The sequence below is a fragment of the Nitrospira moscoviensis genome, from assembly GCF_001273775.1.
In the GTDB taxonomy this organism is placed as follows: Bacteria; Nitrospirota; Nitrospiria; order Nitrospirales; family Nitrospiraceae; genus Nitrospira_D; species Nitrospira_D moscoviensis.
Genome location: NZ_CP011801.1, coordinates 58,278 through 83,028, shown reverse-complemented (window position 1 = coordinate 83,028; position 24,751 = coordinate 58,278). Strand labels below are relative to the sequence as shown.

The 24,751-nt window shown below is 60.5% G+C and carries 21 protein-coding genes; 12 read left to right on the top strand and 9 right to left on the bottom strand.

Annotation, left to right across the window (positions count from 1 at the left end):
- Positions 1-28 precede the first annotated feature (28 nt).
- On the top strand, positions 29-610 hold the full coding sequence (locus NITMOv2_RS22320) for a DedA family protein (protein ID WP_083447618.1): 582 nt from the start codon (positions 29-31) through the stop codon (positions 608-610).
- On the opposite strand, the gene istB is transcribed toward NITMOv2_RS22320, so the two are convergent.
- Both istB and istA read right to left on the bottom strand, forming a co-directional pair.
- Positions 540-1,304, bottom strand: a complete 765-nt coding sequence (gene istB, locus NITMOv2_RS00360; protein ID WP_053378012.1) for an IS21-like element helper ATPase IstB — start codon at positions 1,302-1,304, stop codon at positions 540-542. The two genes, NITMOv2_RS22320 and istB, sit on opposite strands and share 71 nt — an antisense overlap.
- Positions 1,304-2,842: an IS21 family transposase gene (gene istA, locus NITMOv2_RS00355; protein WP_145976116.1), complete on the bottom strand. Its 1,539-nt coding sequence runs from the start codon at positions 2,840-2,842 to the stop codon at positions 1,304-1,306. Before istA ends, istB begins: the two co-directional genes overlap by 1 nt.
- Before the next feature lie 320 nt (positions 2,843-3,162).
- Between istA and NITMOv2_RS00350 the strand changes: the two genes are divergently transcribed.
- Complete coding sequence (locus NITMOv2_RS00350; protein ID WP_083448308.1) at positions 3,163-3,621, top strand: rhodanese-like domain-containing protein; 459 nt, start codon at positions 3,163-3,165, stop codon at positions 3,619-3,621.
- A gap of 215 nt (positions 3,622-3,836) precedes the next feature.
- Here NITMOv2_RS00350 and NITMOv2_RS00345 read toward each other — a convergent pair whose 3' ends face one another.
- From NITMOv2_RS00345 to NITMOv2_RS00315, 7 genes are all read right to left on the bottom strand, one after another.
- Positions 3,837-4,859, bottom strand: a complete 1,023-nt coding sequence (locus NITMOv2_RS00345) for a TonB-dependent receptor (protein WP_053378009.1) — start codon at positions 4,857-4,859, stop codon at positions 3,837-3,839.
- 233 nt (positions 4,860-5,092) lie between these two features.
- The gene (gene nirK / locus NITMOv2_RS00340) at positions 5,093-6,565 is read right to left on the bottom strand and encodes a copper-containing nitrite reductase (RefSeq protein WP_083447617.1); all 1,473 of its coding nucleotides are present in this window, start codon (positions 6,563-6,565) and stop codon (positions 5,093-5,095) included.
- Between the two features lie 1,266 nt (positions 6,566-7,831).
- The gene (locus tag NITMOv2_RS00335; RefSeq protein WP_053378008.1) at positions 7,832-8,830 is read right to left on the bottom strand and encodes a quinone oxidoreductase family protein; all 999 of its coding nucleotides are present in this window, start codon (positions 8,828-8,830) and stop codon (positions 7,832-7,834) included.
- A 7-nt stretch (positions 8,831-8,837) separates the two neighbouring features.
- Positions 8,838-10,772, bottom strand: coding sequence for an acyl-CoA dehydrogenase family protein (locus tag NITMOv2_RS00330; protein ID WP_053378007.1), 1,935 nt, complete (start codon positions 10,770-10,772; stop codon positions 8,838-8,840).
- 10 nt (positions 10,773-10,782) lie between these two features.
- Positions 10,783-12,186 (bottom strand): tryptophanase, encoded by a 1,404-nt coding sequence (locus NITMOv2_RS00325; RefSeq protein ID WP_053378006.1) that lies wholly within the window; start codon positions 12,184-12,186, stop codon positions 10,783-10,785.
- On the bottom strand, positions 12,183-13,145 hold the full coding sequence (locus tag NITMOv2_RS00320) for a hypothetical protein (protein ID WP_053378005.1): 963 nt from the start codon (positions 13,143-13,145) through the stop codon (positions 12,183-12,185). The genes NITMOv2_RS00325 and NITMOv2_RS00320 overlap by 4 nt, the downstream gene beginning before the upstream one ends.
- A gap of 22 nt (positions 13,146-13,167) precedes the next feature.
- Positions 13,168-13,899: an iron-containing redox enzyme family protein gene (locus tag NITMOv2_RS00315; protein WP_053378004.1), complete on the bottom strand. Its 732-nt coding sequence runs from the start codon at positions 13,897-13,899 to the stop codon at positions 13,168-13,170.
- A 275-nt stretch (positions 13,900-14,174) separates the two neighbouring features.
- Here NITMOv2_RS00315 and NITMOv2_RS00310 point away from each other — a divergent pair, with 275 nt between their 5' ends.
- From NITMOv2_RS00310 to NITMOv2_RS00265, 10 genes are all read left to right on the top strand, one after another.
- Positions 14,175-14,759, top strand: a complete 585-nt coding sequence (locus tag NITMOv2_RS00310) for a VOC family protein (protein ID WP_053378003.1) — start codon at positions 14,175-14,177, stop codon at positions 14,757-14,759.
- Positions 14,760-14,789: 30 nt separating this feature from the next.
- The gene (locus NITMOv2_RS00305; protein WP_053378002.1) at positions 14,790-15,899 is read left to right on the top strand and encodes a homogentisate 1,2-dioxygenase; all 1,110 of its coding nucleotides are present in this window, start codon (positions 14,790-14,792) and stop codon (positions 15,897-15,899) included.
- Positions 15,896-16,894, top strand: coding sequence for a fumarylacetoacetate hydrolase family protein (locus NITMOv2_RS00300; protein WP_053378001.1), 999 nt, complete (start codon positions 15,896-15,898; stop codon positions 16,892-16,894). Before NITMOv2_RS00305 ends, NITMOv2_RS00300 begins: the two co-directional genes overlap by 4 nt.
- Positions 16,891-17,643, top strand: a complete 753-nt coding sequence (locus NITMOv2_RS00295) for a hypothetical protein (protein WP_053378000.1) — start codon at positions 16,891-16,893, stop codon at positions 17,641-17,643. Before NITMOv2_RS00300 ends, NITMOv2_RS00295 begins: the two co-directional genes overlap by 4 nt.
- A 27-nt stretch (positions 17,644-17,670) precedes the next feature.
- Positions 17,671-18,669: a thiamine pyrophosphate-dependent dehydrogenase E1 component subunit alpha gene (locus NITMOv2_RS00290; RefSeq protein WP_053377999.1), complete on the top strand. Its 999-nt coding sequence runs from the start codon at positions 17,671-17,673 to the stop codon at positions 18,667-18,669.
- 16 nt (positions 18,670-18,685) lie between these two features.
- Entirely contained in the window at positions 18,686-19,681 is a 996-nt protein-coding gene (locus tag NITMOv2_RS00285) for an alpha-ketoacid dehydrogenase subunit beta (RefSeq protein WP_053377998.1), read from the top strand.
- Between the two features lie 86 nt (positions 19,682-19,767).
- Entirely contained in the window at positions 19,768-20,910 is a 1,143-nt protein-coding gene (locus tag NITMOv2_RS00280) for a dihydrolipoamide acetyltransferase family protein (RefSeq protein ID WP_053377997.1), read from the top strand.
- The gene (locus NITMOv2_RS00275; protein ID WP_083447613.1) at positions 20,907-22,103 is read left to right on the top strand and encodes a thiolase family protein; all 1,197 of its coding nucleotides are present in this window, start codon (positions 20,907-20,909) and stop codon (positions 22,101-22,103) included. The genes NITMOv2_RS00280 and NITMOv2_RS00275 overlap by 4 nt, the downstream gene beginning before the upstream one ends.
- Positions 22,104-22,160: 57 nt before the next feature.
- Positions 22,161-23,096 (top strand): 3-hydroxyacyl-CoA dehydrogenase family protein, encoded by a 936-nt coding sequence (locus NITMOv2_RS00270; RefSeq protein WP_083447612.1) that lies wholly within the window; start codon positions 22,161-22,163, stop codon positions 23,094-23,096.
- Between the two features lie 39 nt (positions 23,097-23,135).
- Complete coding sequence (locus NITMOv2_RS00265) at positions 23,136-24,731, top strand: acyl-CoA mutase large subunit family protein (protein ID WP_053377996.1); 1,596 nt, start codon at positions 23,136-23,138, stop codon at positions 24,729-24,731.
- The last annotated feature ends 20 nt before the right edge of the window (positions 24,732-24,751 follow it).

Here is a 24,751-nt window from a genome sequence, read left to right as displayed (position 1 = left end):
TATGAGCCTGATTGATAAGGAATATTGAATGAATGCTCTAGAAGTCTTAGTCAACTACGGACCGTGGATACTATTCATTGTCGTATTTCTAGAACAAGCAGGGATTCCAATTCCTGCTATTCCTCTTTTGGTGACGGCAGGTGCTTTGGTAGGTGCCGGGAAAATGCATGTCGGTGTTGCGCTGCTGATTCCCCTCTTCGCCGCTGTCCTTCCCGATCTTGCCTGGTTTTACTTGGGGCGGTCGAGAGGGGGGAAAGTGTTGGGCCTTCTTTGCAAGGTGTCTCTCGAGCCTGATTCCTGCGTGAGGAGTTCGGAGAATCTGTTTCGACGCCATGGCACTCGCACGCTCCTGGTCGCGAAGTTCATCCCAGGCCTAAGCACCATTGCGCCTCCACTCGCGGGCATCGTCGGAATGTCAATTCCCATCTTCATCCTGTATGACACGGCTGGATCATTGTTGTGGATTGTGTATTCCGCTGAATCCGGCCACCGATTCCGAGCGAATCCGGCCACCCCTCGGAGCCCCGCGACGCAGGGCCTCAGTGGTCTGTCTTCAGTGGCCGACTTCCGTCCGATTTTGCCAGCCGTTTGCGCATCGATTCTCCTTTGAGCGTGATCTTATAGGCGTTGTGCACGAGCCGGTCAAGAATGGCATCGGCCAGCGTCGGCTCCCCGATCGCCGTATGCCAGTGATCGATCGGGAGTTGACTGGCCACGAGGGTGGCCCGCCGCCCGTGGCGATCATCAAGGAGTTCCAACAGATCGCGGCGCTGTTCGTCAGTTAAGGGAGCCAGCCCCCAATCATCGAGGACCACGAGGTCCGTCTTCGCGAGACTCCGGAGCAGGCGCCCATAGCGGCCATCGCCTTTGGCCACCGCCAGCTCCCGGAAGAACCGCGGCAGTCGCAAATACAAGGCGGAGCAGCCCAGCCGGCAAGCCATCTGGGCCAACGCACAGGCCAGATACGTCTTGCCCGCGCCGGTGGGCCCCACAATCAACACATTGTCATGCTGACGAATCCACTGCCCCGTAGCCAGGGACGCGATGACGCTTTTCTCCAGCCCCCGCGGATGGCGATAATCGAGATCTTCCAAGGTGGCACTGCCGGGGAACCGGGCCTGGGCCAGCCGCCGCGCCAACCGGTGATTGTCCCGGACCGTGCACTCGCGATCGACGAGCAGCCCCAGTCGTTCCTCGAAGCTGAGCCGCTGCACCTCAGGCATCTCCAGTTGTTCCGCCAAAGCGGTGGCCATGCCGGTGAGCTTCATCGCCTCCAGCGCCGTGAGTGTGGGATGACGTAACATCAGAACCCTCCTTCCTGTTGATAATAGGTGGTGCCGCGCAGATGGTCGTGCGCATGCGGGAGTGGGACCGTCGGAACCGGCTCGGGGAGCGGCTGCTGGTCGAGGCCGGTCTGTAAAATGGACTGCACGCTCTTATAGGTGAACGCCTCCAGCACCTGCGCCCGCCGACAGGCGGCCTCCAACCGCGCTGCGCTGTACGTCCGCTCCAGGCGGAGAATCCCCAGACAGGAGCGATAGCCTTGTTCGGGATGCGGCCGCCGCGCCAGGAGTTCGGCCACGACGGTGCCGGTCGCGGGCCCGACGGTCTCCGCCCACTGGATCAGCCGGGAGGGCGACCACGCCAGATAGCGTTGGTGCGCCGAGGGGAGATGCGCGGTGACCGTGGTGTGGCGGCCGCGCTCGGCACTCCGCATATGGCTGGCCACCCGCTGCCCCTTGTAGAAACACTCGATGGTGGCCGCCGTGAGCCGGACATCCAGGGCCTGATGGACCAAGGCGGAGGGGACGCTGTAGTAGTGGCCCTCGACCTCAAGATGCGAATCGATATTCACTCGGGCGATCCGCCACTCGGCATAGACGTAGGGCTCGGTCGGCAGCGGCTGCAAGGCCGGCCGATCCACGGCCTCGAACTGGGACTGCCGACAGCCAGGGAGCTTTTTGAAGGGCCGGCGATTCAGCCGGTCCAAACAGGCGGCGATGGCCGTATTGAGCTCCGCCAGACTGAAGAAGGGGTGATGCCGCAGGCAGGCCAGGATCCAGCGTTCGACGAGCAGCACGCCCGCTTCGACCTTGGCCTTGTCCCGCGGTTTGCGCACCCGCGCCGGGATTACCGCGACGCCGTAGTGCCGGGCCAGATCGGCGTAGGTGGGGTTCAGCTCCGGTTCATACCGGCAGGCCTTGGTGACGCCGCTGCGTAAATTATCGGGCACGAGGATTTCCGGCACACCGCCCAAGAAGGCGAAGGCCCGGACATGCGAGCCGGTCCAATCGGGGAGCGTTTGGGTCCAGGTCGCCTCGGCATAGGTGTAGCTCGATGCACCAAGAACCGCGACAAAGATCTGGGCCTGTCGAATCGTCCCGGTCTGCCGATCCTGGACCGGCACGGTCTGGCCGGCATAATCGACGAAGAGTTTCTCGCCCGCCCGATGCTCCTGCCGCAGACACCGATCCAGGGTGGCGCGCCAGGCCCCGTAGAGATCACAAAAGCGGCTGTACTGATAGCCGTCGGGGTGCTGCGCTTTGTATTCCTGCCACAGCAGCGCCAGGGTCACGCCCTTGCGCGTCAATTCCTGATGCACCGTGGCCCAGTCCGGCATGGCCCGCGGCGGGCTGGTCGGCGAGGGGGCCGCCGGATACAGCCGGGTTTCCAGCTGCGCGTCATCCAGCTCTTCCGGCAACGGCCAGGACAGCCCAGCCGCCGTGGCGCGATAGAGCGTTTCCGCCACCGTGCTGCGCGCCACCCCACAACTGGCCGCGACTTGTCGGTTGCTGAGCCCGCAAGCCCATTTGAGTCGCAATAGGTCTTTGATTTTTCGCATGGTCACTCGCTCCGCTGGCATCAGTCCCTCCCCCCTAGTAAATGGAGGGGACACGATACCCAGGTTGAGGAGGACCTGTGTCGCGGGCGGCTCCGACAGGAGCCCGTGGCGGATCGCCGGCTTATTCCGAGGGATGTCGGCCACCGATTCCGAGGAGACTCGAAACAGTGGCCGACTTCCGGTCGGAATCAGTGGCCGCGTTCCGTCGGAATGGGTGGCCGACTTGCGTCGGAATCAGTGGCCGGCTTGGGTCGGAATACGCATTGTGGATCGCTATTTCCGAGGGAGTGGGATTCTTATTTAGCAATCAACTGGAGTCCATGATGGCTCTTTTCGATCAGGCTGGTGAATGGATCCTCGTCACTGCTCTCATCGGGATTGCCATTTTTATCGGGCACAAATTTCATCGTAGACAACAGGTGTTGCGTGAACATCGGATGGCGAAGATTTCCACCGATGAATTGAAAGACATGATGGATGGCGGGCAGCCGGTCAAGATTATTGACGTCAGAAACCTCCTGTCGCGTGAGACGGACCCCGAAAGTATTCCGGGCGCCATACACTTGCTATTCGAAGAGATTGATCATCGCAAAGATGAGCTGCCGAGAGATCACGAGGTTATCCTGTACTGCACGTGCCCGAACGATATTTCCAGCGCCCGCACCGCATTAAAGCTGAAACAACACGGCATTCAACGTGTTCGGCCTCTTGAAGGGGGACTTGATGCGTGGAGAGAACGGAGGTACCCCACTGAGCGAATTGACCTCCCGAGACTGTAGGTTTATGTAGTGAGGCTCGGCCTGGATAGGGCGTGATCATGAAAAGAGCAAGACAAGCTCTCTAACATACCCGGAGCCCGTAGGCCTCATCAGCTTGCAGGAGAACCAGGTATGCGATGGACATGGGTTGCCTGACAGAGCTCAAGATCCGGTACCTGTGCTGAGGGGAGGACCATCTCTTGGGTGAGGCACAACCAAGGACTCCATCTGTTTGATTAGAAGCGGAAGGCACTACCAATCCAGACCGTATTCACGATAGTGAGATCTTTCTCAAAAGTCAGTTTTCCTTGTGATCGAAGATAGCCAAGCGTGAGATCAATTCCTTGAGTGAGCGCGTATCGTCCTTCAATCTCACCCTGCAAGGTTGTATCATGGGCGCCTCGAAAATCATCATCAGGTATACCCGACGTCAACGAATTCCTTTCATAGTCTATTCCGCATCTAATCGAAAGCCTCTCTGTTAGACGCGCAACGATTTCCGCCTCAAGGTAATGAATGTACCCGGAGACGTCCTCGCCAAATTCAGGTTGTTTTCGCCCCCTCGCAAGGCCACGCTCGAGGTGGTAGCCGAGCATAAAGGTGAGTCCTTCACGAAACTCCCACTCCATATGCGTACCCAGTGTCCAAAAGAACGTGTCCCGTCCAGAAAATGCTTCGTTGTACGAACGGGTTCCGTATCGATTAAGGAGACGGAGCGTCAAATTATCAAGAACCTTACGCTCTAATTCAATTGCTCCAAAATGAGTTGTGACACGCTCTTGCCCGATGCGGGATTCCCCCAGTCTGCTCTCTTCGTGGGTCCCTAAAAGCAGGTTGGGACCGTAATGATACCGAAGCCTCAGCTGTGTATTTGCCGGGAGCGCTTGCGTAATCTGTGCGCCGAATGTGCCGTGATTGAATTCAGGAGTGTTCTCGAAAATAAATCCTTGGGCACGAATGGCGGCATCAAGCTTACCCCACGAGGGGAGAAAAGAGCGGGTCGCCTGAATCACTGGCTCGACGACAAAGCTGCGCCCTTGCCTGGGAATATCAAGGACCGGCTGTGTTGGGTCCTCAAGCAGTGATAGACGCTGCGAGGCAGAGAAATTGGATACGTTATCAGTATAAAATGTGTTTAACTCTCCGCTAAACTTCCATGTAGACACAACCGATTCGGTGGGCTCGGCCCCCATCAATGAAGCGGGCCAGAGGAACAAAGCAAGAAACAATGCACGCCGGTCACGAAAAACAAACCTCATATCAGTTCCGTTCTCCTTCGACTTGGGAATCTTATTCGCCCGCCCTATGCTCCTAGCCAAGGTTTGAAAGTCCGCTTTATAGAAGATCTACTTGCTGCGAGACAGACATGCCTTGCACCGCCCCGACCCTAGGGAAACTGGTGCTGAGGGGGAGAACCTCAGCACAAAGCAAGGATAGGAGTGGGGAGGACGGCGCAAGAACCCGCCGCCCTCCCTCCACCATAATGTGTAGGTTATTGCTTGAGAGACCCGTGATAGAGGCTTTGCAGCAATTCGCTATTCCAACCACCTTCGACCATGACATGACCAGCCGCACCAAACTCGACCGCTTCGATCAGATTGTGATTGAGATACACGTATAAACCAGGCTGCTTAAAGGTATATAAAGCCGCACCTGCCGCACCTCCTCGCACAAACCACGTCTGCACATCTTTTAATGGCGGAGAGGAAAACGAGCCTGTTTCCCACACGTAGTCTCCGTGGCCACCGATAAGGTGAGGCCGGGTATCTCGGTTTCCTTGCATGTGGATAAACAACACTCGCTCGCCGACTTTCGCTTTCATGGCGTCCTTGCCTGTTAATCCTCCGACACGTCCGTTAAAAACAATGTGAGATGGGGTGAGGCTATGCATCGAGGCAACCCAGTCGTTCAGATCTTCGCCAGAGAACGAGTATTGTTTAAACTTTCCCGTGGCATCGCGTGGCACATAAAAATCATTTTCTCCGATGTAATAGGCTCGATCATAGGTTAAGGAATTACCCTTTTCGTCGGTGAGCCCCTGGCGAGGCAGGACCAATATGACTCCCGTCATCCCATGCGTGACATGGTAGGGGGTCATGATTCCCTCTGGAGCGCAGTGATACAAGAACGTACCTGATTTCGTAGCCTTAAAACGAATGGTGGCTTGATTGCCTGGTGTCACAGTCGTCAATGCCGCTCCTCCAAGTTTTCCAGTCACTGCGTGCAGATCGATGTTATGCTCCATCAGATTGGAAGATGGATTTCTAATCGTTAATTCAACGTAATCTCCCTCATGAGCGACGATAGCTGGAGCAGGGATTGAGCCGTTGTAAGTCAGCGCCATAATCGCTGTGCCGTCACTATCCAAAACCCATTTCTTTTCCTGCACCGTCAGCTCAACGACAACCACTTTAGGATCACCGGTCGTGGCTTGATCGTGTAGTGGCAACATAGGCGGAGGGACGAGATCAAGCTTCACTCGCTCGAGCTTAGCAACTAAATCCGCTACTTCCTTGGAAGCGGCCGTGGTCACCATACTTAAGTCATGGCCGGCTGTATCCATGTTGGAACTCTCATGTGCGAGCGTTCCAAGATAGGCGACGACGTCACGACGCGCCTGGGCGTCCTCGACCATGATCGGCATCTTGCTATGCGCCTTTGGATTGCCTAAATAGAGCCGAACAAAATCAGACGGTCCATGCAGCCATTGCGTAAGTAAATCCTCGGTCCAAATGAGCCCTTTTGCGTTGGATTCCTGAAGGGCATGACTATAGTCGTATCCAGGGTAGGAACCTGCTTTCCTGCCGACCACCCCATTTAGAACCGGCCCAAATGCGTTTTGTGCCGTCTCGCCAACTTGGTGACAGGCGAGGCACTGCTTAAACAAGGCCTTCCCACGCTCCGGGCTACCTGGGAAATCTTTCGCCGCCACGGCAGGGCTCAACCAAGCCAGAAGGCCAACCATCCCTGCCAATGCCAGAAACAATCTTGATGAGTTCATTTTCAAACCCTTTCATTTCCTAGGAACGCCATGACCAAGCACGTGGAGCGTTCAGGGAGGATAGATCCTGCATCAGCAGGCTGTGTCAGTGGGGCGACACTGAACTTTGGCTATAGTGGTATACTGAGCGAACATTTTTTAAGTTTTGCACATTACAGCCATTGATCATCCCCAACCAGAATCCGCGTCAGCACCATATGATCAACGGGCGTGCTTTTTGTGGTTCAAGCGTTTAAACACTTTCACGGATACTAATAGGTCGTCCAAATCCAAGTCTGTCAGCTTAATGACAAACAACCAGCAGAATGCCTGAGTTGAGAAACAGTAATGGATTCAGAAACGCGAGATGCCTTCAGCAGCTCCAACTCAGTCGATTTTTGGCCGGATGAAAATGAGCCTGGCAAACAAGAGAGGGGACAACCTGAAATGTAGCCGTATTCCACAAGGAATATGGCCCGCGGATAGCGCGGCAATGCGGAGTGGCAGGCCCTGGATGATGATTTAACCCATGATCTTGCCAACCGTCTAAATCGCGAGTTCCACCATCGGTGGCGCGGTGGTTGCCGAGGGTGAGAATTCTCGGGATGGTGCGGTTCACCGCATACACGCCATTCAGCGCATTCGTGTCTGACTAGATCGACTCGAAAGTGGAGGAGTGGAGCGGATTAGGCTGGGGCCGCCTGTGATCAACTGGGACTAACATCTGACGGCGCATCGTCTGCCGGCCAACGCAGAGATGAGATCCAGCGTATCGGGCCTTATGAGCCAAGGCGGGAATGTCCCCGCCGTCGATCAGCTTTGGGATCTAGTATGGAAGAAGATTAGAAAACATGCACGCGTCCGGTTAAGCCTTGTACCTCTAGTGACTTTTCTGTATGAAGATGATCTCCTTCATATGTCCAGAAAATCCGTTGAATGGGTCTCATTTTGGAGTTGGCAGGTGAGGTTTAGGCTGGAGTGGTCCGCCCCCAGGGGTTAGGCCACCAGGCCAATTTAGTCACGCCAAGAATGAGATTTCACTGAAACCTAGGCCGCTGGGAGTTTTCTGAAGAAAAGAAGAAAGAGAATTAGTTTCCATATTTTTTGTTATGAATTTGGATCTCGCTGGATTGGCCGATTTGAAAAGTTTCCATATCTTCTATCTTTGCCAGGTTGTATACCAACGTGATATCAATTGGTTAGAAAAGAGGAAGTTTCTCTAAATTTTGTAATGCCACAACTCCAGCATCCTTATTGAGCCACTCGCACGAGGATTTTTCCCATGGGCCCCTGCGCCAACCGGGCGAATCCTTCCTTCACCTGCTCGAACGGGACGATGGAGTCGACCTGCGGCCGCATCCCCATGGCATTCAACCGGCCGGCGATCTCATTCCATACTGCCTGGGCGACCGACGCACCGTAGTCTCCTACCGACACACCGCCCAATCGAACGCGCCGGAACAAGAGGGTGGCGGTGTTAAATTCCAGGACCGGCCCGCCGCTTCGGCCGACCACGCTGATCCGGCCGCCATGGTTCATCAGCGCCACGATGTGAGGAAACAACCCGCCTCCCACGCTGTCGACCGCAAGATCGACCTTTCTCGTCTTGAGGGCCGCCGTCACACCCTTCACCAAGTTCGTATCCGTCGGATCGAGCACATGGTCCGCTCCGAGCTGCTTCAATTTTGCTCTTTTTCCCGCGTTCCGTGACAAGGCCACCACCGTCAGTTTCATCGATTTGCCCAGTAACACCGCCGCCACGCCCACACCGCCTGAGGCGCCGGTCACGAGCAGGACCGATCCGGCAAGAGGCGGAGCCGGCGGATCGGTCCACTGGGTGAGCGCCTGCCAGGCGGTCAAAAAGACGAGCGGCGCGCCGGCCATCTCTTCGAGCGACCAGCCCTGAGGAACGCGGGCCACACTGTCCGCGGGAACGACCACCTGCTCGGCCAACGTTCCCCACCGTTCGACGCCCACGTCGCAGCGCAGGACCCCCACCATCTCACCGGGCCGTATTCCCTCGACCCCGGCTCCTCCCGCGATCACCTCCCCGACACCGTCACGGCCAAGAATGTGGGGGAGTGGCGGCTTGGCGGGGTACAGGCCTTTTGCAAGAAACGCATCGGCCGGGTTCAGCGCGGCCAATCGCACTTTCAGAAGCAGATCCGCTGGCCCCGGTTCAGGATCGGGCGCCTCACCGAACCGCAGCCGTTCGACTCCTTCATAAGAGTCCATCAACCAGGCGCGCATATGTTCCCTAGATGGCTTGCTTCTCCGGACGGAGAGGGCGCTTTTCCGGAGATCGGTAATCTTGAAGCGTGCGGGGGATGATTCCGTCTGACAAGAACGCATAGGTTCCATCGACCGCCTTGGCCCCGACGTCCGTCACCGGCCGGTCGCGATTCCACATCAGCTCGCGAGTCTGCCGGGCGACGCGCGGCTTCGTCTCACGGAAGATCTCGTCCGCCAGGTCCCATGCCTCCGCATGTCCCGTCGTCCGCTCCTGCGCTTCCGCGTAGAGCGCGGTCGTTGCGATGACGAGCAGATCTTCGCCGACCTCCTCGATGCGATTCTGCCGTCCTTGGTCATCCCGGAGCGCTGGCCCATGCCGCATCATGGCGTAGAACGTCGCGCGCGCGAGCCGCCGGCTCGCGCGTTCGACGAACGCCAGCCGTGGTCGGACCTTCGCATGTTGGAATACCGAACCGGACGGCCACGGTCGACGCCGCCATTGCCGCAGGTACCAGGGAACATAGAATCGGACCAGACGCCAAACCTCCGCCACTCGGCGCAGGCCGGTCACCTTCTCATCAAAGTAATTCCGGGCGCGCTCCAGATGCAGATTGAGGCCCTCGCGCGCCACGAACGGCCGTAAAATGTCCGTCGCCCCTTCGCCGATCCGGTACATTTCGGCGTCGCGCACCAACTGTTCGATGCCGAAGGCCGGCTCGCCGCGCACCCGTTTGGAGTCCGCCGTCTCATAGCCCATGCCGCCGAACAGCGTCTGGGCATCTTTGAGGAACCGGATCGTCTGTTCCGAGCAAAAGATTTTGGCGATCGCCGCTTCGATTCTGACGTCGTAGCGGTGCTGATCGGCCATGCTCCAGACGGCGGAGGCCAGGGCCTCCATCGCCAACAACTGCGCTGCCATACGGCCGACTCGCATGCGCTGTGTCTGGCGCTCGCCGAGGGGCTTTTGAAACGTGACACGGCTGTTGGCCCGGTCGAGCGTCGGCAGCCATGCTTGCTTGGCCATGCCCAGACAGATGGCCGGGATGCTGACCGCCCGGCCGACATTGAGAATGGTCAAGGCGTATCTGAGCCCCCTGCCGACCTCTCCGATGAGATTCTCGGCCGGGATGCGGACATCGCTGAACGTCATGTAGGCGTTTTCGATTCCCCGGCAGCCTTCGAACTGACAGCGCTGGCGGACCACGACCCCGGGGGTCGTCATATCGAGAATCAGCGCGGTGGGAACCGAATCGTCCGCTTCTTTGCCTTCCGGCACCGGCACCCAGACCGATTGTCCGCCGCGCTGTTCGCGTTTCGCCGGCACACGGGCGATCAACGTCACGTAGCGGGCGATGGGCCCGTTCGTGCACCAGAGCTTTTCGCCGTTCACGATGAACGCCGACCCGCCGGCGTCCAGCACCGCTTCCGTCCGGATATTGGCGGCATCTGATCCGGTCATCGGCTCGGTGAGGGCGAAGGCCGATACGGCTTCGCGGGCCACGATGGGCAGGTAGCGGCGCCGTTGCTCCTCGCTGCCGAACAACAGCAGCGGCATGGCGATGCCGATGGACTGGGGCACCGCCACCGTCAAGGCCAGAATGTTGCTCCACCCGGCGATGAGCACGAGGGCGCGACCGTAATAGCTGTAGGACAATCCCAGCCCGCCGTATTCTTTCGGAATCTTCATGGCGAACGCGCCGAGCGCGAACAGTCCCTTGATCACCGAATCGGGGATCCGGGCGGTGCGTTCGATCTCGTCGGGGTCCACCTGTGTGGTGAGAAAGCTTTCCAGACGCGGGCGAAACTCCTCCCACGCGGCCTTCTGTTCCGGGGGTTCTTCCGGGGTGAGCAACAGCGAAAAATCGGGCGCCCCGGCAAAGACGCCCGCCATGAAGCTCCGCCCCGTAAGCCGCTCGCGCGCTTCTTCGATGCGCTCGAGTCCTTTAAAGAGTTGCGTCATCCGGCTCTCCTCAGGATGCCGCCCGCGCGAGAGACCGATCCTCAAGCTCCTCAAACCGGGCCGTGAAGTGGCGCAGCATCGGCGCCTCGTAGGTCATGGCGAGACCCCGGATGCCCTCGCGCCGCCGGTACAGGTCGATGATCGATTCAGCCACATAGGCGATCTGCATGTTCGTATAGACTCGGCGCGGGATGGCCAGCCGGACCAGCTCGAGCTCCGGATGGAGCGTGCGCCCGGTCCCGGCCTCTTTCGTTCCGAACATCACGGTGCCGATTTCGACTCCTCTGATCCCGTGCTCCCGATACAGGGACACGGCGAGCGACTGGGCGGGAAACTCCGCCTGGGGGATGTGCGGCAGAAACTCTTTGGCGTTGAGATAGACGGCATGCCCGCCGATCGGTTTGACGATCGGCACGCCGGCTTGATCCAGCAGCTCGCCCAGATATCGGACCTGCCCCACCCGGAAGTTGAGATAGTCTTCGTCCAGCACCTCCCGGAGTCCTCTGGCCATCGCTTCGAGATCGCGGCCCGCCAACCCGCCATAGGTGGGGAACCCTTCCACCAGGATGAGCATGTTCGTGATGTCCTGCGCCCATTGGTCGTGATTGAGGTTGAGGAATCCGCCGATGTTCACGAGCCCGTCTTTCTTCGCCGACATGGTGCAGCCGTCGCCGTAACTGAACAGTTCTCGTGCAATCTCCAGGATCGAACGGTCCGCGTACCCCGGCTCGCGCTCCTTGATGAAAAAACAATTCTCCGCGAAGCGGCAGGCGTCGAAGAACAGCGGAATCCCGTAGCGCTCCAACAGCGCGCGGGTGTTCCGGATATTCTCCATCGACACCGGCTGTCCTCCGCCGCTGTTGTTCGTGATCGTCAGCAGCACCAGCGGAATACGATCGCGTCCGACACGGTTGATCGTCTCTTCCAGCCGGATCACGTCCATATTCCCCTTGAACGGCGATTCGTCATGCGGGTCGTAGGCCATCTTCACCACCACATCGAGCGCCTGCGCCCCTTGGTGCTCGACGTTCGCGCGCGTCGTGTCGAAATGGATGTTGTTCGGGACGCACATCCCCGGCTTGACCACCGTGGAGAACAGGAGATTCTCGGCCATGCGGCCTTGATGGGTGGGAATTACGTGCTTGTAGCCGAAGATGGAGCGGACCGTGTCCTCGAAATGGTAATAGTTCTTGCTGCCGGCATAGGATTCGTCCCCGAGCATCATGCCGGCCCACTGGTGGTCGCTCATGGCCGACGTGCCGCTGTCGGTCAAGAGATCCACATAGACGCTTTCGGCCGGCAGGCGGAACAGGTTGTACCCGGCTTCGCGCAGCAGGCGCTCCCGCTCTGCGCGCGTTGTGCGCCGGATGGGCTCGACGACTTTGATCTTGAACGGCTCGGATGGGAATTTCATGGTACCGACCTCATGAACCGGGCCAGCTCCATTTTGAATGCGTGGGGTCCGGAATACTCGAAGACATATCGGGTCATGTCGAACAGCGGAGCCGGATCGAGATCCCGCAGCAGCTCCGGCTTCCACGTGATCTCCAACTGATTGATCATCGTGATGGGCGTCGGTGGCCCCACCACCCCGAGATCCATTTGCCCGTATGACTGCGAAAATATCAGGATCTCCCGATCGAACATGGCGGCATTGAGGTCCCTCGCCGCGCCTTGGCGTCTGTAATCCTCTTCGAAGCGCCGAAACGCGGGAGACCGGTCCAATTCTTCCCGAAACGCATAAAAAATATTGATGCCCACCCGCTGCTGATCCCCCATCACTTGAATGGCGTCGTTCACCACGGCTTCCTGCAGCATCTGCTCGTGCGTCAGCACCAGCAGGCGGCGAATGACCACCCCGCGCTTGGCCGCCGCCTGATTGGCCAGCAGATAATTCGGATACAGGGCCTCGCCTTTCTTCCAGATATTCCAGCGCTCCATCAGCGCATCGATCGAGCGTTCGGCCGTGTGGACCAGCCGGACCGCCTCGGCGTTCGCCTCCGCCCCTTCATACGTCAAGGTTTGGGCCTCCAGCTGGCGCAGTTCGCGCCCGATGGCCTCCACTTTTTTCGGAATGTATTTGGGCGTCTTGGGCACGTGAAGCATGACCGCCACCGCGGTCTGGGCGAGGGTCCAGTATTCTTTGGCGGAGGACGGAGCCTTGTCTTTTTGCGCGATCAGCAGCAGCTCGACGGGATTCTTGTTCAGCAGCTTGGCGATTTTGATGCAGAGCTCCGGCTTCGGGACCTTGAGGCCGCGGCGCATCAGATTGGCGTCCGGCTGCGCGATGCCGAGCTTCTCGGCGAGCGCATAATCGCTGCCGAGGTCGTACCGTTCCTTCACCGCTTCAAGATACGTCGCCATCTCGGACATGCACGGCTCCTTGGATATTTCGTCACGCCGCGTGAGACCGGATCGCCGGAGACCGGTGATCGGGAGACGCTCGCCGTTCCAAGCCCATCCAGAATCCTTCGAGATAATCGAGGACGGCCTGGACGCCCTGCCGAAAGTCAGCCTTGTCCTGTTCGGACATGCCGGCCTTCGCTATTCCCTGGACAGCCTCCACCGCATGCTCCATCGCCTCTTCATGCGTGGATTCGAGCTCGCGATGAAATGTGAAATAGGTCATGTCCATCCGGGGGTAGCGGGTGCGCTTGAGGTGAGCGAGCCCGGGGATCAGGTGGTCCCACATCGTAATGGCCATGTTTTCCAGGCCGAAGGAGGCTCCCAACGCCTTCGCGTGGTTTCCATCGCGATACAAGCCTTCCATCCCCTCGATATAGGCCCGGGTCGACGGCAGCATGGGCCGGGTCATGGCCTCATGGACGCCGATCCCGATCGAGCGAAGGAAGTCGCGATAGAGCAGCTCATGGCGGTGTCGGGTTTGACCGTCCCCCAACTCGGAATAGAGCACCTTGGTGAGCTCGTCGGCGACCTGCTCATCCTCGGTATTCACCAGCTGTGCGACAAGAATTCGGGGAAAGAACCGCGCGAAGTTGTAGAACTCGACTGCAAATTCCTCGAGCTCTTTGTCGGATAGATCGCCGGTCCGGAAGCGGGTGAGATAGGAGTTATTGATGGCCCCATGCCCGAGTACCAGTCGCCTCATCTCTTCGTAGAACGTCATGGGCACCTCCCGTGGCGAGTTGCGAGCGGCGGGATCACGGCGAGCACCTCTGGCTTATGGTCACGATGATATACTTTCACTATTAGTATAGCAACATCTTATGCTGAACGAATCTCTACTGTTTATAAGCCATCTATGGTCTCGTCTTGCGAGACGAAGCACAAAAAGAGCTTGTCACTGTCGATGAATAATAGTAATATCACATCATCCGATGCTTGAAATAGATGAGTTGCCCGTTGAAGATGGACGACGTTTCGTCACGAGGAGGCACCACTATGAACCAGGCGAGAGGCATCGATCACATCACTCTCTGCGTGGAGAACCTGGAGGCAGCGGAATTTCTGTTCACGAAGGTGCTGGGGTTTGAGGTAATCTGGTCGGCCCGCGACGTGGGCAGCGAGACGTCCTCCATGGACACCGTCGTGGTTCAATGTGGGACGGCCAGAATCGCGCTCATGCAGGGCCGGGACAAGGCCATGAAGTCCCAAATCAACGAGTTCATCGACAAGTACGGGCAGGGCGTGCAGCACGTCGCCCTGGAAGTGGACGATATCGACGCCGTGTGCCGGGAATGGGAATCGCACGGCGTGCAATTCAGCGGACCGGTGAAGGAAGGCCGCGACGGGTTCGGCCCGCTGAAGCAGCGTTTCACCTATCCGCTGTTTCCCGGCAGCGGCATGTTCATCGAGCTGACCCAGCGGGATCATGGAGGGGAGCGCTCGAAGACCTTTGTCCGGAGCACCGTGGAAGCGTTGTACAAGGACATCGAGCGGGACCAGGCCACCGGTACGGAACGGACGATCATCGAGTACAAGAGTATCCCGGTTCGCGTGAGGAGCGGTCTCAAAAAGGCCTCATAAACGGACGCCGTCACTTGGGGAGGGCCGGCTATGTACCTCAACCGGAAAGGCAAGGTGCCCAAGCAGGCGCACGTCGGTATCCCGGAGGGGCTTTGTGAAGAGGAGCACGGTCGAAACGGGTTCTCCGGGCCGGTGTCCCATCTCTATCGAACCCATCCACCGACGGGTTGGACGGCCATCGAAGGTCCCTTGAAACCGCGGGCCTTTGTCTGCACGACTGTTTCCACCGCCGGCGGTCAATTTTCTCCGGTACCGCCGGTACTCATCATGCAGAGCCGGGACGTGAGCCTGTACCTTTCACGCGTGGCGGAGACCATGACGCATTTCGTCCGGAACGCGGACGGCGACGAAATTTATTTCGTGCACCGGGGAACGGGCCGATTTGAGAGCGACTATGGGATACTGGCCTACGAGCCGGGCGACTATATCGTCGTCCCGAAAGGGACGACCTACCGGATCCATGTCGACGGCGACCCCGCCCTTTGCCTTCTCGCCGAAACGCCGGAAGCCGTGACGCTTCCGGAGCGTGGTCCGCTCGGTCAACACGCGCTGTTCGACAAAGGCGTGCTGGTCGCGCCTGAGCTGGAGATCGGGGAACCGCCGGAAGCGCAGGGCCGCTCGTGGGAAGTCCACATCAAGCGGGACGGGCATTGGACGCGGGTCACGTATCCGTTTTATCCGATGGACGTCATCGGATGGAAAGGCGACCTGTGGGTGGCGAAGCTCAACGTCCGCGACTTCCGCCCCGTGACGAGCCCCCGTTATCACCTGCCGCCAAGCGTGCATGGGACGTTTCAAGCCGGCGGCTGCCTCATTTCCACCTTTGCTCCGCGACCGCTGGAAACCGATCCCGAAGCGCTGCGCGTGCCGTTCTACCACCGCAACATGGACTACGACGAAGTGCTCTTTTACCACCAGGGGGACTTCTTCAGCCGCGCCGGGATCCAGCCGGGTATGCTGACGTTGCACCCCCAAGGCATCCATCACGGACCGCAGCCCAGCGCCGTGCAGTCGAGCACGTCCAAGACGCACACGAACGAGGTCGCGGTGATGATCGAATCGAAGCGGCCGTTTACGGTCATGCCCGAGATGGCACCGTGGGAGGTCAAGGACTACGCCTTGAGTTGGAGCCGCCGATGAAACTCGTCAGTTTTCTCGTCGCCACGCCCGTCGGCACCTTTACGCGAGTGGGAGCGATGCATGGCCGCACCATCGTGGACGTAAACCAGGCCTATGCCCGTTGGTTGGCGGACCAGCGGGAAGCGCAGCCGCGGCGCTTGGCCGACGCCTTGGTTCCCTCCACCATGTTGGAATTCCTGGAAGGCGGCTCATCCACGATGGCGGCCGCGCGCGGGGCGGTGGACTATGCGGCTCAGCTCGCTCCCTCGTCCAAAGGACCCGCCGGTGAGACGATCTTCTATCAGCCGGGCGACATCCGGCTGGTCGCCCCGCTTCCGAATCCGCCGTCACTGCGGGACTTCATCGCCTTCGAAGACCACATCGCGGCCACATCGAAGAAGCGGGGCCAGCCGATTCCGCCGGAATGGTACAAGTTTCCTGTCTACTACAAAGGCAATCACCGGACCATCATCGGGCCGGATGATACGCTGCCGTGGCCGCTGGATACCGCTAAATTGGACTATGAATTGGAGCTGGCATGCGTGATCGGCCGCCAGGGTCGCGACATTTCGGAGCAGCAGGCGCAGGACTACATCGCCGGCTACACGATCATGAACGACTTCAGCGCCCGCGACATTCAGTTTCAAGAAATGGCCTGCCGGCTGGGTCCGGCGAAGGGGAAAGACTTTGCCACGGCGTTAGGGCCTTGGTTGGTGACGCCCGACGAGATCGCGGATCTCGGCGCCGTGACGATGATCGCACGTGTGAACGGCGAGGAATGGTCACGGGGACGGTTCGGGACGATCCACTGGTCGTTCCCTCAGATGATCGCACATGTATCGCGCGGCGAAACGATCTACCCGGGCGATGTCTTCGGATCGGGCACCGTCGGAGGCGGATGCGGGCTCGAGATGGATCGCTACTTGAAGCCGGGCGACGTGGTGGAATTGGAAATCCAGCCCATCGGCATCCTGAAAACGCAGGTGGTGGGCGCAACGAAGCGGGATGCATTATGACTGTCGGCACTGTCGGGCAGGCGCTTGTTGAGTTGGCGGATCGGCACCGGGCGCTCTACGGCGGGCCCGCGATCGACTCGAAGTTGGAAACCGTGATCCGGGCCGGGTCGCATACCAATCTGACCGAGTGGGACATCCTGCATATTTTGCGGACCTCCCGTGCGGTCTTCTTCGATACCCACGTGGAGGTCGTGTCCGGCCACCATACGGCCACCTATCTCCGCTTCGACTCCGTCGCCCGTTTCCCCGACTTGATCGGACTGATCGCCGGAGACATGGCCGACTGGGTCAGGCGGACGTTTCATAATCACCCCGTGACGGGAATCGTCGCGACCAGTTCGGCCGCGGAGCGGCTCGCCGGAGGGATTGCGGAGCAGCTCCGCGGCACGATGCCGTTGCGCGTGACGTTGACACCGTACAGTTGCGACACGGGACGGATCGGAACGGACATCGCGATCGGCGCGGTCACGGACGGCGAGCGGTTCCTGGCACTCAACGATGTGACCACGCGCGGCAATTGCGTGAGCAAACTGGGTACGGTGATCACGGACCACGGGGGCGTCCTGGCCGGCATGATGGTCTTCGCCCGTCGCGACAGCGGGCAGTTCCCGCTGATGGACGAACTCATCGCCCGGCATCCATTTTATTACGCGACGGATTTGGACATGCCGCAGTGGGAGCCAGCCCACTGCCCCCTGTGCCGCGCCGAAAAGCCTCTGCTGTCGTGGAGGGACATGCCGGATTTGTAAACCAGCCTTAGCCTCTGGAGGTTTGTCATGGATCTTGCCGTCATTTCCCGTGAGATCAAACGAGCCGACCTGCTCCAGATGCACTACTACCTCCGGCTCACCAGAACACTTGAGGACCGCATCACGGCACTGTACCGCCAGGGACGCATCGTCGGCGGCGTCTACACCAGCCACGGGATGGAGGCGATCGCCGTCGGCTATGCGTCGGCGTTGGAACGCGACGACGTGATCGCGCCCTTTCACCGCGACATGGGCGCCTTCCTGATCCGCGGCATCACGCCCGGTGAGGTGCTCGCGCAATATTTGGGCAAGCGGACCGGCCCGACGAAGGGGAAAGACGGCAACGTGCACATGGGAGACCTCAAGCGCGGGATCATCGGCTTTGTCAGTCACCTGGCGGACAATCTGCCGGTCGCCGCCGGTGCGGCGCTGGCGTTCAAGATCCGGGGTGAAGCCCGAGTCGTGTTCACGGGCACCGGCGACGGTGGAACAAGCCGGGGGGACTTCCACGAAGCCATGAACTTTGCCGCAGTCCGCACACTCCCGGTCGTCTTCTTCTGCAACAACAACCAATACGCCTATTCGACCCCTCTTCGCTACCAGATGGCGATCACGGACATCGCCGAGCGGGCCAGAGCCTACGGCATGCCGGGCGAGATCGTGGATGGAAACGACGTGGCGGCGGTGTATCTGGCGTCCAAGCGCGCCATCGCGCGGGCCAGGGAAGGAGGAGGGCCGACGTTTCTGGAATTCAAGACGATGCGCATGCACGGCCATTCCGAGCACGACCCCGCCAAGTACGTGCCGCGCGAGCTGCTGGAAGAGTGGAAACAGAAAGATCCCATTCTGAAAGCCGAGCAACTGCTCAAGCAGCTGGGGTATGGCGATGACGCGTCCTTCAAGGATGTGGCGGAACGGGCGAAGAAAGAAGTCGAAGCCGGGCTGGAATTCGCGGAGCAGAGTCCGCTCCCGGAGGGGCCGGAGGTGCTGGAAGGGGTCTTTGCGGAAAAGGCCGAACGCCATTAGCCCGGGAGGAGCTCCTATGACGACCATGACTCAAGCCACAGGGGAAGTGAGCTACCTGGAGGCGATCTCCCAAGCCCTGGACGAAGAGATGACCCGCGATGAACGGGTCTTCTTGATGGGGGAAGATATCGGGACCTACGGGGGCGCCTTCAAAATCACCGAGGGCTTCCTCGATAAATACGGCGAGTGGCGGATCATCGACACGCCGCTGGCCGAATCCGGTTTTGTCGGGGCGGCGATCGGCGCGGCGATGATGGGCCTCCGTCCCGTCGTCGAAATGCAGTTTGCGGACTTCATCTCCTGCGCCTTCGATCAGATCACCGAAGTCGCGGCCAAGAATCATTACCGCTGGGGAGCCGCGGTGCCGATGGTCATCCGCGCGCCGTTCGGCGGCGGCGTGCACGGGGGGCCGTTTCATTCCGAATGTCCGGAAGGGTGGTTCTTTCATTCGCCGGGTCTCAAGCTCGTGGCCCCCTCCACGCCCTACGATGCGAAGGGGCTCTTGAAAGCGGCCATTCGAGATCCCAATCCGGTGATTTATTTCGAGCACAAATTTCTGTACCGGCGGATCAAGGCCGCGCTGCCGAAGGAGGACTACATCGTCCCGATCGGGAAGGCCGACGTCAAACGCCCCGGCACCGACATCACGCTCGTGACCTATGGCGCGATGGTCCATTTGGCGCTCGAAGCCGCGCAGAGCCTGGCCAAGGAAGGGATCGACCTCGAAGTGATCGACCTTCGCACGCTCATCCCGCTGGACAAAGAGACGATTTACGCGTCGGTGCGCAAAACCAGCAAAGCGCTTCTGTTGCACGAGGACAACAAGACCGGCGGCATCGGAGCGGAGATCGCCGCGCTCTTGGCGGAAAACTGTTTCGACTGTTTGGACGGGCCGATTCTCCGCGTCGCGCCGCCGGACACACCGGTCCCGTTCAGCACGCCGTTGGAGGAATTCTTCCTGCCGAAGACGAGCGACATCATAGCCGCGGCACGGAAGCTGGCAGCGTATTGAAACAGTGATGGGTGATGCATGACGAGTTCGGATGCTTGTTCGCTTCACCCATCACTGATCACTCATCACTGATCACGAGGTTTGCAGTGGCCACCGACATCATCATGCCGCAGCTGGGAGAAAGCATCGCCGAGGGCACGGTCGTGAAGTGGCTCATCCCCGCCGGAGGATCGATCGAGAAGGATCAGTCTTTGCTGGAAGTGGAAACGGAGAAGGTGTCGTTGGAAATCCCTTCGCCGGCCACCGGCGTGTTGAGCGAGATTCTCGTCAAGGAAGGAGAGACGGTTCCTGTCGGCGCCCTGCTTGCCCGCATCGAAAGGACGCCGCCGGCCGACGTGATCAACCGCGTCGGCGGAGTGGTCGTCCGTCAGATGGAACCGGCGCCAGCGGGCGAGGAGCATCATTCTCCCGCCGTCCGGCAGCTGGCAAAGCAACACGGAGTGGATCTGGCGCAGGTCAAAGGCACGGGCGCCGGCGGCCGAGTCACCAAGAACGATGTCCTGGACTTCATAGCCCAGCGCGGCGCACAGGGCACGGTGGCGCCTGGAGGCGGCGAGCCATCCATGGGCGAAGAGATTCGTCCCCTGACCCAGATGCGTAAGACCATCGCCGAACGGATGGTCCAGAGCAAGCAGACCTCCGCCCATGTGGCGACGTTTTTTGAAGCCGATTTTTCGAGCGTCGCCAAATTCCGGGAAGGCCGGGACCTCACCTATCTCCCGTTCGTCGTACGCGCCGTGACGAAAGCCCTTCGGGATGTTCCCATCGTGAATTCGGCTTGGACGGAGCACGGCATTATCATCAAGAAGGATCTCCATATCGGGATCGCGACGGCGTTGGAAGACGGGTTGCTCGTGCCGGTGGTGCGGCACGCGGACCGCAAAGGACTCAGCCAGTTGGCCAAGGAGATCGTCGATCTGGCCGAGCGGGCCAGGTCGAAGAAACTGAGTCCCGAAGAGGTCCAAGGCGGCACCTTCACGATCACGAACCATGGCGGGTTCGGCAGCCTGTTCAGCACGCCGATCATTCACCAGCCGCAGATCGCGATCCTCGGGGTCGGCGCAATCCAAAAGCGGGCCGTGGTGACCAACGATGCCATTGCGATCCGCCCGATGGGCTACCTCAGCCTCTCGTTCGACCATCGGGTCATCGACGGAGCGACCGCGGATCAATTCATGGCGAAGGTCAAGCACTATCTCGAGCAGAGTCATTGGGAGCAAATTCTGTGAGCGCGCCACAGACATCCGTCATCGTCAGCGCCGTGCGGACGCCGATGGGCGCCTTCAACGGCGCGTTCAGCGCCGTCCCCGCGACCAAGCTGGGCAGCCTCGCGATCGCCGAGGCCTTGAAGCGGATTCATCTGCCCGCCGACCGCGTGGAGGCGGTCTATATGGGCTGCGCGATCAGCGCCGGATTAGGGCAGGCGCCGGCCAGACAAGCCTCGATCGGGGCCGGCATTCCCTGTTCGGTCGGCGCCGTGACCGTCAACAAAGTGTGCGGCTCCAGCATCCAGACGGTGATCATGGCCGCGCAGGCCATTGCGCTCGGCGAGGCGGGGATCGTCGTCGCTGGCGGGATGGAGAACATGACCTGCGCCCCTTATTTGCTCGAAAAAGCCCGACAGGGATACCGGCTCGGCCATGCGGAACTCGTGGACAGCCTGATCAAGGACGGTCTGTGGGACGTGTACAACGACTTCCATATGGGCGACGGCGGCGAGCTCTGCGCGGCGAAGTATCGGCTCACCCGCCGCGAAGTGGACGACTTCGCCTTGGAAAGCTACCGGCGCGCCCGTGAGGCCATCGCCACCGGCGCGTTCAAACCGGAGATCGTGCCGGTTGAAGTGCCGCAGCGCAAAGGGCCGCCGGTCACGGTCGTGGATGATGAGGAGCCGAACCGGGTGGACCTGAAGAAGATGCGCGACCTGAAACCGGCGTTTCAGGAAAACGGGATCCTGACCGTCGGCAATTCGCCCTCCTGCAACGACGGCGCGGCGGCGTTGGTCGTCATGGCGGAAGCGGAAGCCGCGCGCCTCGGTCTCGCCCCGCTGGCCCGCATCGTCGGCTATGCCGGCGCGGCGCTGGCGCCGGAGTGGTTTACGATCGCGCCGGTGGAAGCCATCAAGCTCGTGCTCAAGAAGACGGGCCTGACCATCGGGGACATCGATCTCTTCGAGATCAACGAAGCGTTTTCGGCCGTGTCCCTCGCGATCAACCGGGAACTGGGACTGGACACGAAGAAGGTCAACGTGAACGGCGGAGCCGTCGCACTCGGCCATCCCATCGGTGCGACCGGCGCGCGGATTCTCACGACCCTGGTCCACGCCATGAACGCGCGGGGCGCTCGGAGAGGATTGGCCAGCCTCTGCATCGGCGGCGGTGAGGCGCTGGCCATCATCGTGGAAAGGGGGTACGCGGGGTAGCGCGGGGCAAGGCGATGGCGGGATCGCGCTGGTGACTCAGGTACCCCGTTTCTGATCATGCAGTTGGAAGATATTAAGACCATCGGCGTCGTGGGGGCCGGCCAAATGGGGCGGGGCATCGGCCAGGTCTGCGCCACAGCCGAGTATCAGGTGCTGCTCGTCGACGTCGCCGAGCCGCCATTGCAGGAGGCTCTCTCAAAGATACGTGCCGGACTCGAGCGGGCCGTCGAACGGGGATCTATCACCCGGCACCAGGCCGGCAAAGTCTTGGCCCTCATTCGTCCGATCGTGCAGCTCGATCGACTGCGGGACGCACAGTTGGTCATCGAAGCGGTTCCGGAGGACCTCGCCCTCAAGCAAGCGCTCTTCGCCGAATTGAACCGCATCTGCGACGCTTCCGTGGTGCTCGCAAGCAACACCTCGTCGATTTCCATCACGAAATTGGGCGCAGCCTCCGGCCGGCCGGATCGCGTGGTCGGGCTGCACTTCATGAATCCCGCCCCCGTGATGCGGCTCGTGGAAATCGTCCGCGGCCTGGAAACGTCCGAACGGACGCTGCATCTCGCCCTGGACCTCGCCAAGCGCTTGGGGAAAACGCCGGTCGTGGCCAAAGACGTGCCGGGCTTCATCGTGAACCGCATCTTGATGCCGATGATCAACGAGGCCGCCTTCGCGCTGGAAGAAGGCGTCGCGTCCGCCGAGGATATCGATCTCGCGATGACGACGGGCGCCAATCATCCCGTGGGACCGCTGGCCCTCGCCGACCGCATTGGGCTGGACACCGTACTCGCCATCTGCGAGGTCCTGTACCAGGATCTAGGAGATCCCAAATTCCGTCCTTGCCCGTTGCTGCGCCGGTATGTCGAGGCGGGATGGCTGGGACGAAAGAGCGGCCACGGCTTCTACCTCTACGAAGCGAGCGGCGAACGACACGAGACGGCGAAGGGGACAGGCTCCGCCGTCTGGGGCGGTGCCTGTCCCCCTGCACGCTAGCTGGGCGGGCGAGCGGCGCCGCGTTGGAGGAAGCGGTCGATGCAAGAACGTAAACCGCGCTTCACCTCACTCTCCGGCCTCGACATCAACCGCGTCTACGCGCGGGACGATTTGAAAAACTGGTCGCCGGACGACGACCTCGGGGCGCCCGGCTCATTCCCCTACACACGCGGCGTCTATCCCACCATGTACCGGGGACGGCTGTGGACGATGCGGCAGTTCGCCGGCTTCGGTTCGGCCGAGGACACCAACCGCCGCTTCAAGTATTTGCTGGAGCACGGCCAGACGGGGCTGAGCGTCGCGTTCGACATGCCGACGCTGATGGGCATCGACGCGGACGATCCGCGGGCCCACGGCGAGATCGGCCACTGCGGCGTCGCGGTGTCCTCGCTGGACGACATGGAGCGGCTGTTCGACGGCATTCCGCTCGACCGGGTCACGACCTCGATGACGATCAACGGACCGGCCGCGGTGATCTTCGCGATGTACCTCGCCGTCGCGGAGAAGCGCGGCATCCGTCTTGAGCATCTGGGCGGCACGCTGCAGAACGACATCCTCAAGGAATATATCGCCCAGAAGGAATGGCTCTTCCCGCCGGAACCCTCGCTCCGGCTCATCACCGACACGATGGCCTATTGCGCCGCACAGGTGCCCAAGTGGCACCCCGTCAGCATCAGCGGCTATCACATCCGGGAGGCCGGCTCGACGGCGGTGCAGGAATTGGCCTTTACGCTCTACGACGGCCTGACCTACGTCGAAGCGGCGGTGAAGGCGGGCCTTGACGTGGACCGTGTCGCCCCGCCGCTGTCGTTCTTCTTCAACGTCCACAATGACTTTTTCGAGGAGGTCGCCAAGTTCCGGGCGGCCCGGCGGCTCTGGGCCCGTGAAATGACGCGTCGGTATCGTCCCAACGATCCGCGATCGGCGCAGCTCCGGTGTCATGCGCAGACGGCGGGCTGCTCGCTCACGGCGCAACAGCCCATGAACAACGTGGTGCGGACAACGATTCAGGCTCTCGCGGCCGTGTTAGGCGGCACGCAGTCGCTCCACACCAACTCGATGGACGAAACGCTGGCATTGCCGACCGAGGAGGCGGTGAAGCTCGCGTTGCGCACGCAGCAGATCATCGCGCAGGAGAGCGAGGCCGGCAACACCGTGGATCCGCTCGGTGGATCGTACTATGTCGAGACGTTGACCAATCGGCTCGAAGACGCCGCCCTGGAGTATTTTCACAAGCTGGACAGCCTGGGCGGGATGGTCAAAGCGATCGAGCAGGGGTATCCGCAGCGGGAGATCCTCGACGCCTCCCAACGCTATCAGCGTGAGGTGGAGCGCAACGACCGCATCATCGTCGGCGTCAATGAGTATGTTGAGCGAGAGGAACGCTCGATCCCGATCCTGAAGGTGGGGCCCGAGGTCGAGCGCGAGCAGGTGGCGCGCTTGTCGGACCTGCGCAAGGCGCGCGATCCGTTCAGGATGGCGGGCGCGGTGGAAGAACTGCAGGAAGCGGCGGCCTGCAGCGAGAACGTGATGCCCTATCTGATCGCGGCGGTGAAGGCCAAGGCAACACTGGGCGAAATCTGCGCGGCGTTGAAAGAGGTGTTCGGGACGTATCGAGAGCCGGTGGTGTTGTGAGATGGAGCGCGGGTCCTGTC

What these genes read in the sequence shown, in the direction of transcription:
- NITMOv2_RS22320 (WP_083447618.1), top strand. Translation starts at nt 29, where the DNA reads ATGAATGCTCTAGAAGTCTTAGTCAACTACGGACCGTGGATACTATTC.
- istB (WP_053378012.1), bottom strand. Translation starts at nt 1,304, where the DNA reads ATGTTACGTCATCCCACACTCACGGCGCTGGAGGCGATGAAGCTCACC.
- istA (WP_145976116.1), bottom strand. Translation starts at nt 2,842, where the DNA reads ATGCGAAAAATCAAAGACCTATTGCGACTCAAATGGGCTTGCGGGCTC.
- NITMOv2_RS00350 (WP_083448308.1), top strand. Translation starts at nt 3,163, where the DNA reads ATGATGGCTCTTTTCGATCAGGCTGGTGAATGGATCCTCGTCACTGCT.
- NITMOv2_RS00345 (WP_053378009.1), bottom strand. Translation starts at nt 4,859, where the DNA reads ATGAGGTTTGTTTTTCGTGACCGGCGTGCATTGTTTCTTGCTTTGTTC.
- nirK (WP_083447617.1), bottom strand. Translation starts at nt 6,565, where the DNA reads ATGGTTGGCCTTCTGGCTTGGTTGAGCCCTGCCGTGGCGGCGAAAGAT.
- NITMOv2_RS00335 (WP_053378008.1), bottom strand. Translation starts at nt 8,830, where the DNA reads ATGCGCGCCTGGTTGATGGACTCTTATGAAGGAGTCGAACGGCTGCGG.
- NITMOv2_RS00330 (WP_053378007.1), bottom strand. Translation starts at nt 10,772, where the DNA reads ATGACGCAACTCTTTAAAGGACTCGAGCGCATCGAAGAAGCGCGCGAG.
- NITMOv2_RS00325 (WP_053378006.1), bottom strand. Translation starts at nt 12,186, where the DNA reads ATGAAATTCCCATCCGAGCCGTTCAAGATCAAAGTCGTCGAGCCCATC.
- NITMOv2_RS00320 (WP_053378005.1), bottom strand. Translation starts at nt 13,145, where the DNA reads ATGTCCGAGATGGCGACGTATCTTGAAGCGGTGAAGGAACGGTACGAC.
- NITMOv2_RS00315 (WP_053378004.1), bottom strand. Translation starts at nt 13,899, where the DNA reads ATGACGTTCTACGAAGAGATGAGGCGACTGGTACTCGGGCATGGGGCC.
- NITMOv2_RS00310 (WP_053378003.1), top strand. Translation starts at nt 14,175, where the DNA reads ATGAACCAGGCGAGAGGCATCGATCACATCACTCTCTGCGTGGAGAAC.
- NITMOv2_RS00305 (WP_053378002.1), top strand. Translation starts at nt 14,790, where the DNA reads ATGTACCTCAACCGGAAAGGCAAGGTGCCCAAGCAGGCGCACGTCGGT.
- NITMOv2_RS00300 (WP_053378001.1), top strand. Translation starts at nt 15,896, where the DNA reads ATGAAACTCGTCAGTTTTCTCGTCGCCACGCCCGTCGGCACCTTTACG.
- NITMOv2_RS00295 (WP_053378000.1), top strand. Translation starts at nt 16,891, where the DNA reads ATGACTGTCGGCACTGTCGGGCAGGCGCTTGTTGAGTTGGCGGATCGG.
- NITMOv2_RS00290 (WP_053377999.1), top strand. Translation starts at nt 17,671, where the DNA reads ATGGATCTTGCCGTCATTTCCCGTGAGATCAAACGAGCCGACCTGCTC.
- NITMOv2_RS00285 (WP_053377998.1), top strand. Translation starts at nt 18,686, where the DNA reads ATGACGACCATGACTCAAGCCACAGGGGAAGTGAGCTACCTGGAGGCG.
- NITMOv2_RS00270 (WP_083447612.1), top strand. Translation starts at nt 22,161, where the DNA reads ATGCAGTTGGAAGATATTAAGACCATCGGCGTCGTGGGGGCCGGCCAA.
- NITMOv2_RS00265 (WP_053377996.1), top strand. Translation starts at nt 23,136, where the DNA reads ATGCAAGAACGTAAACCGCGCTTCACCTCACTCTCCGGCCTCGACATC.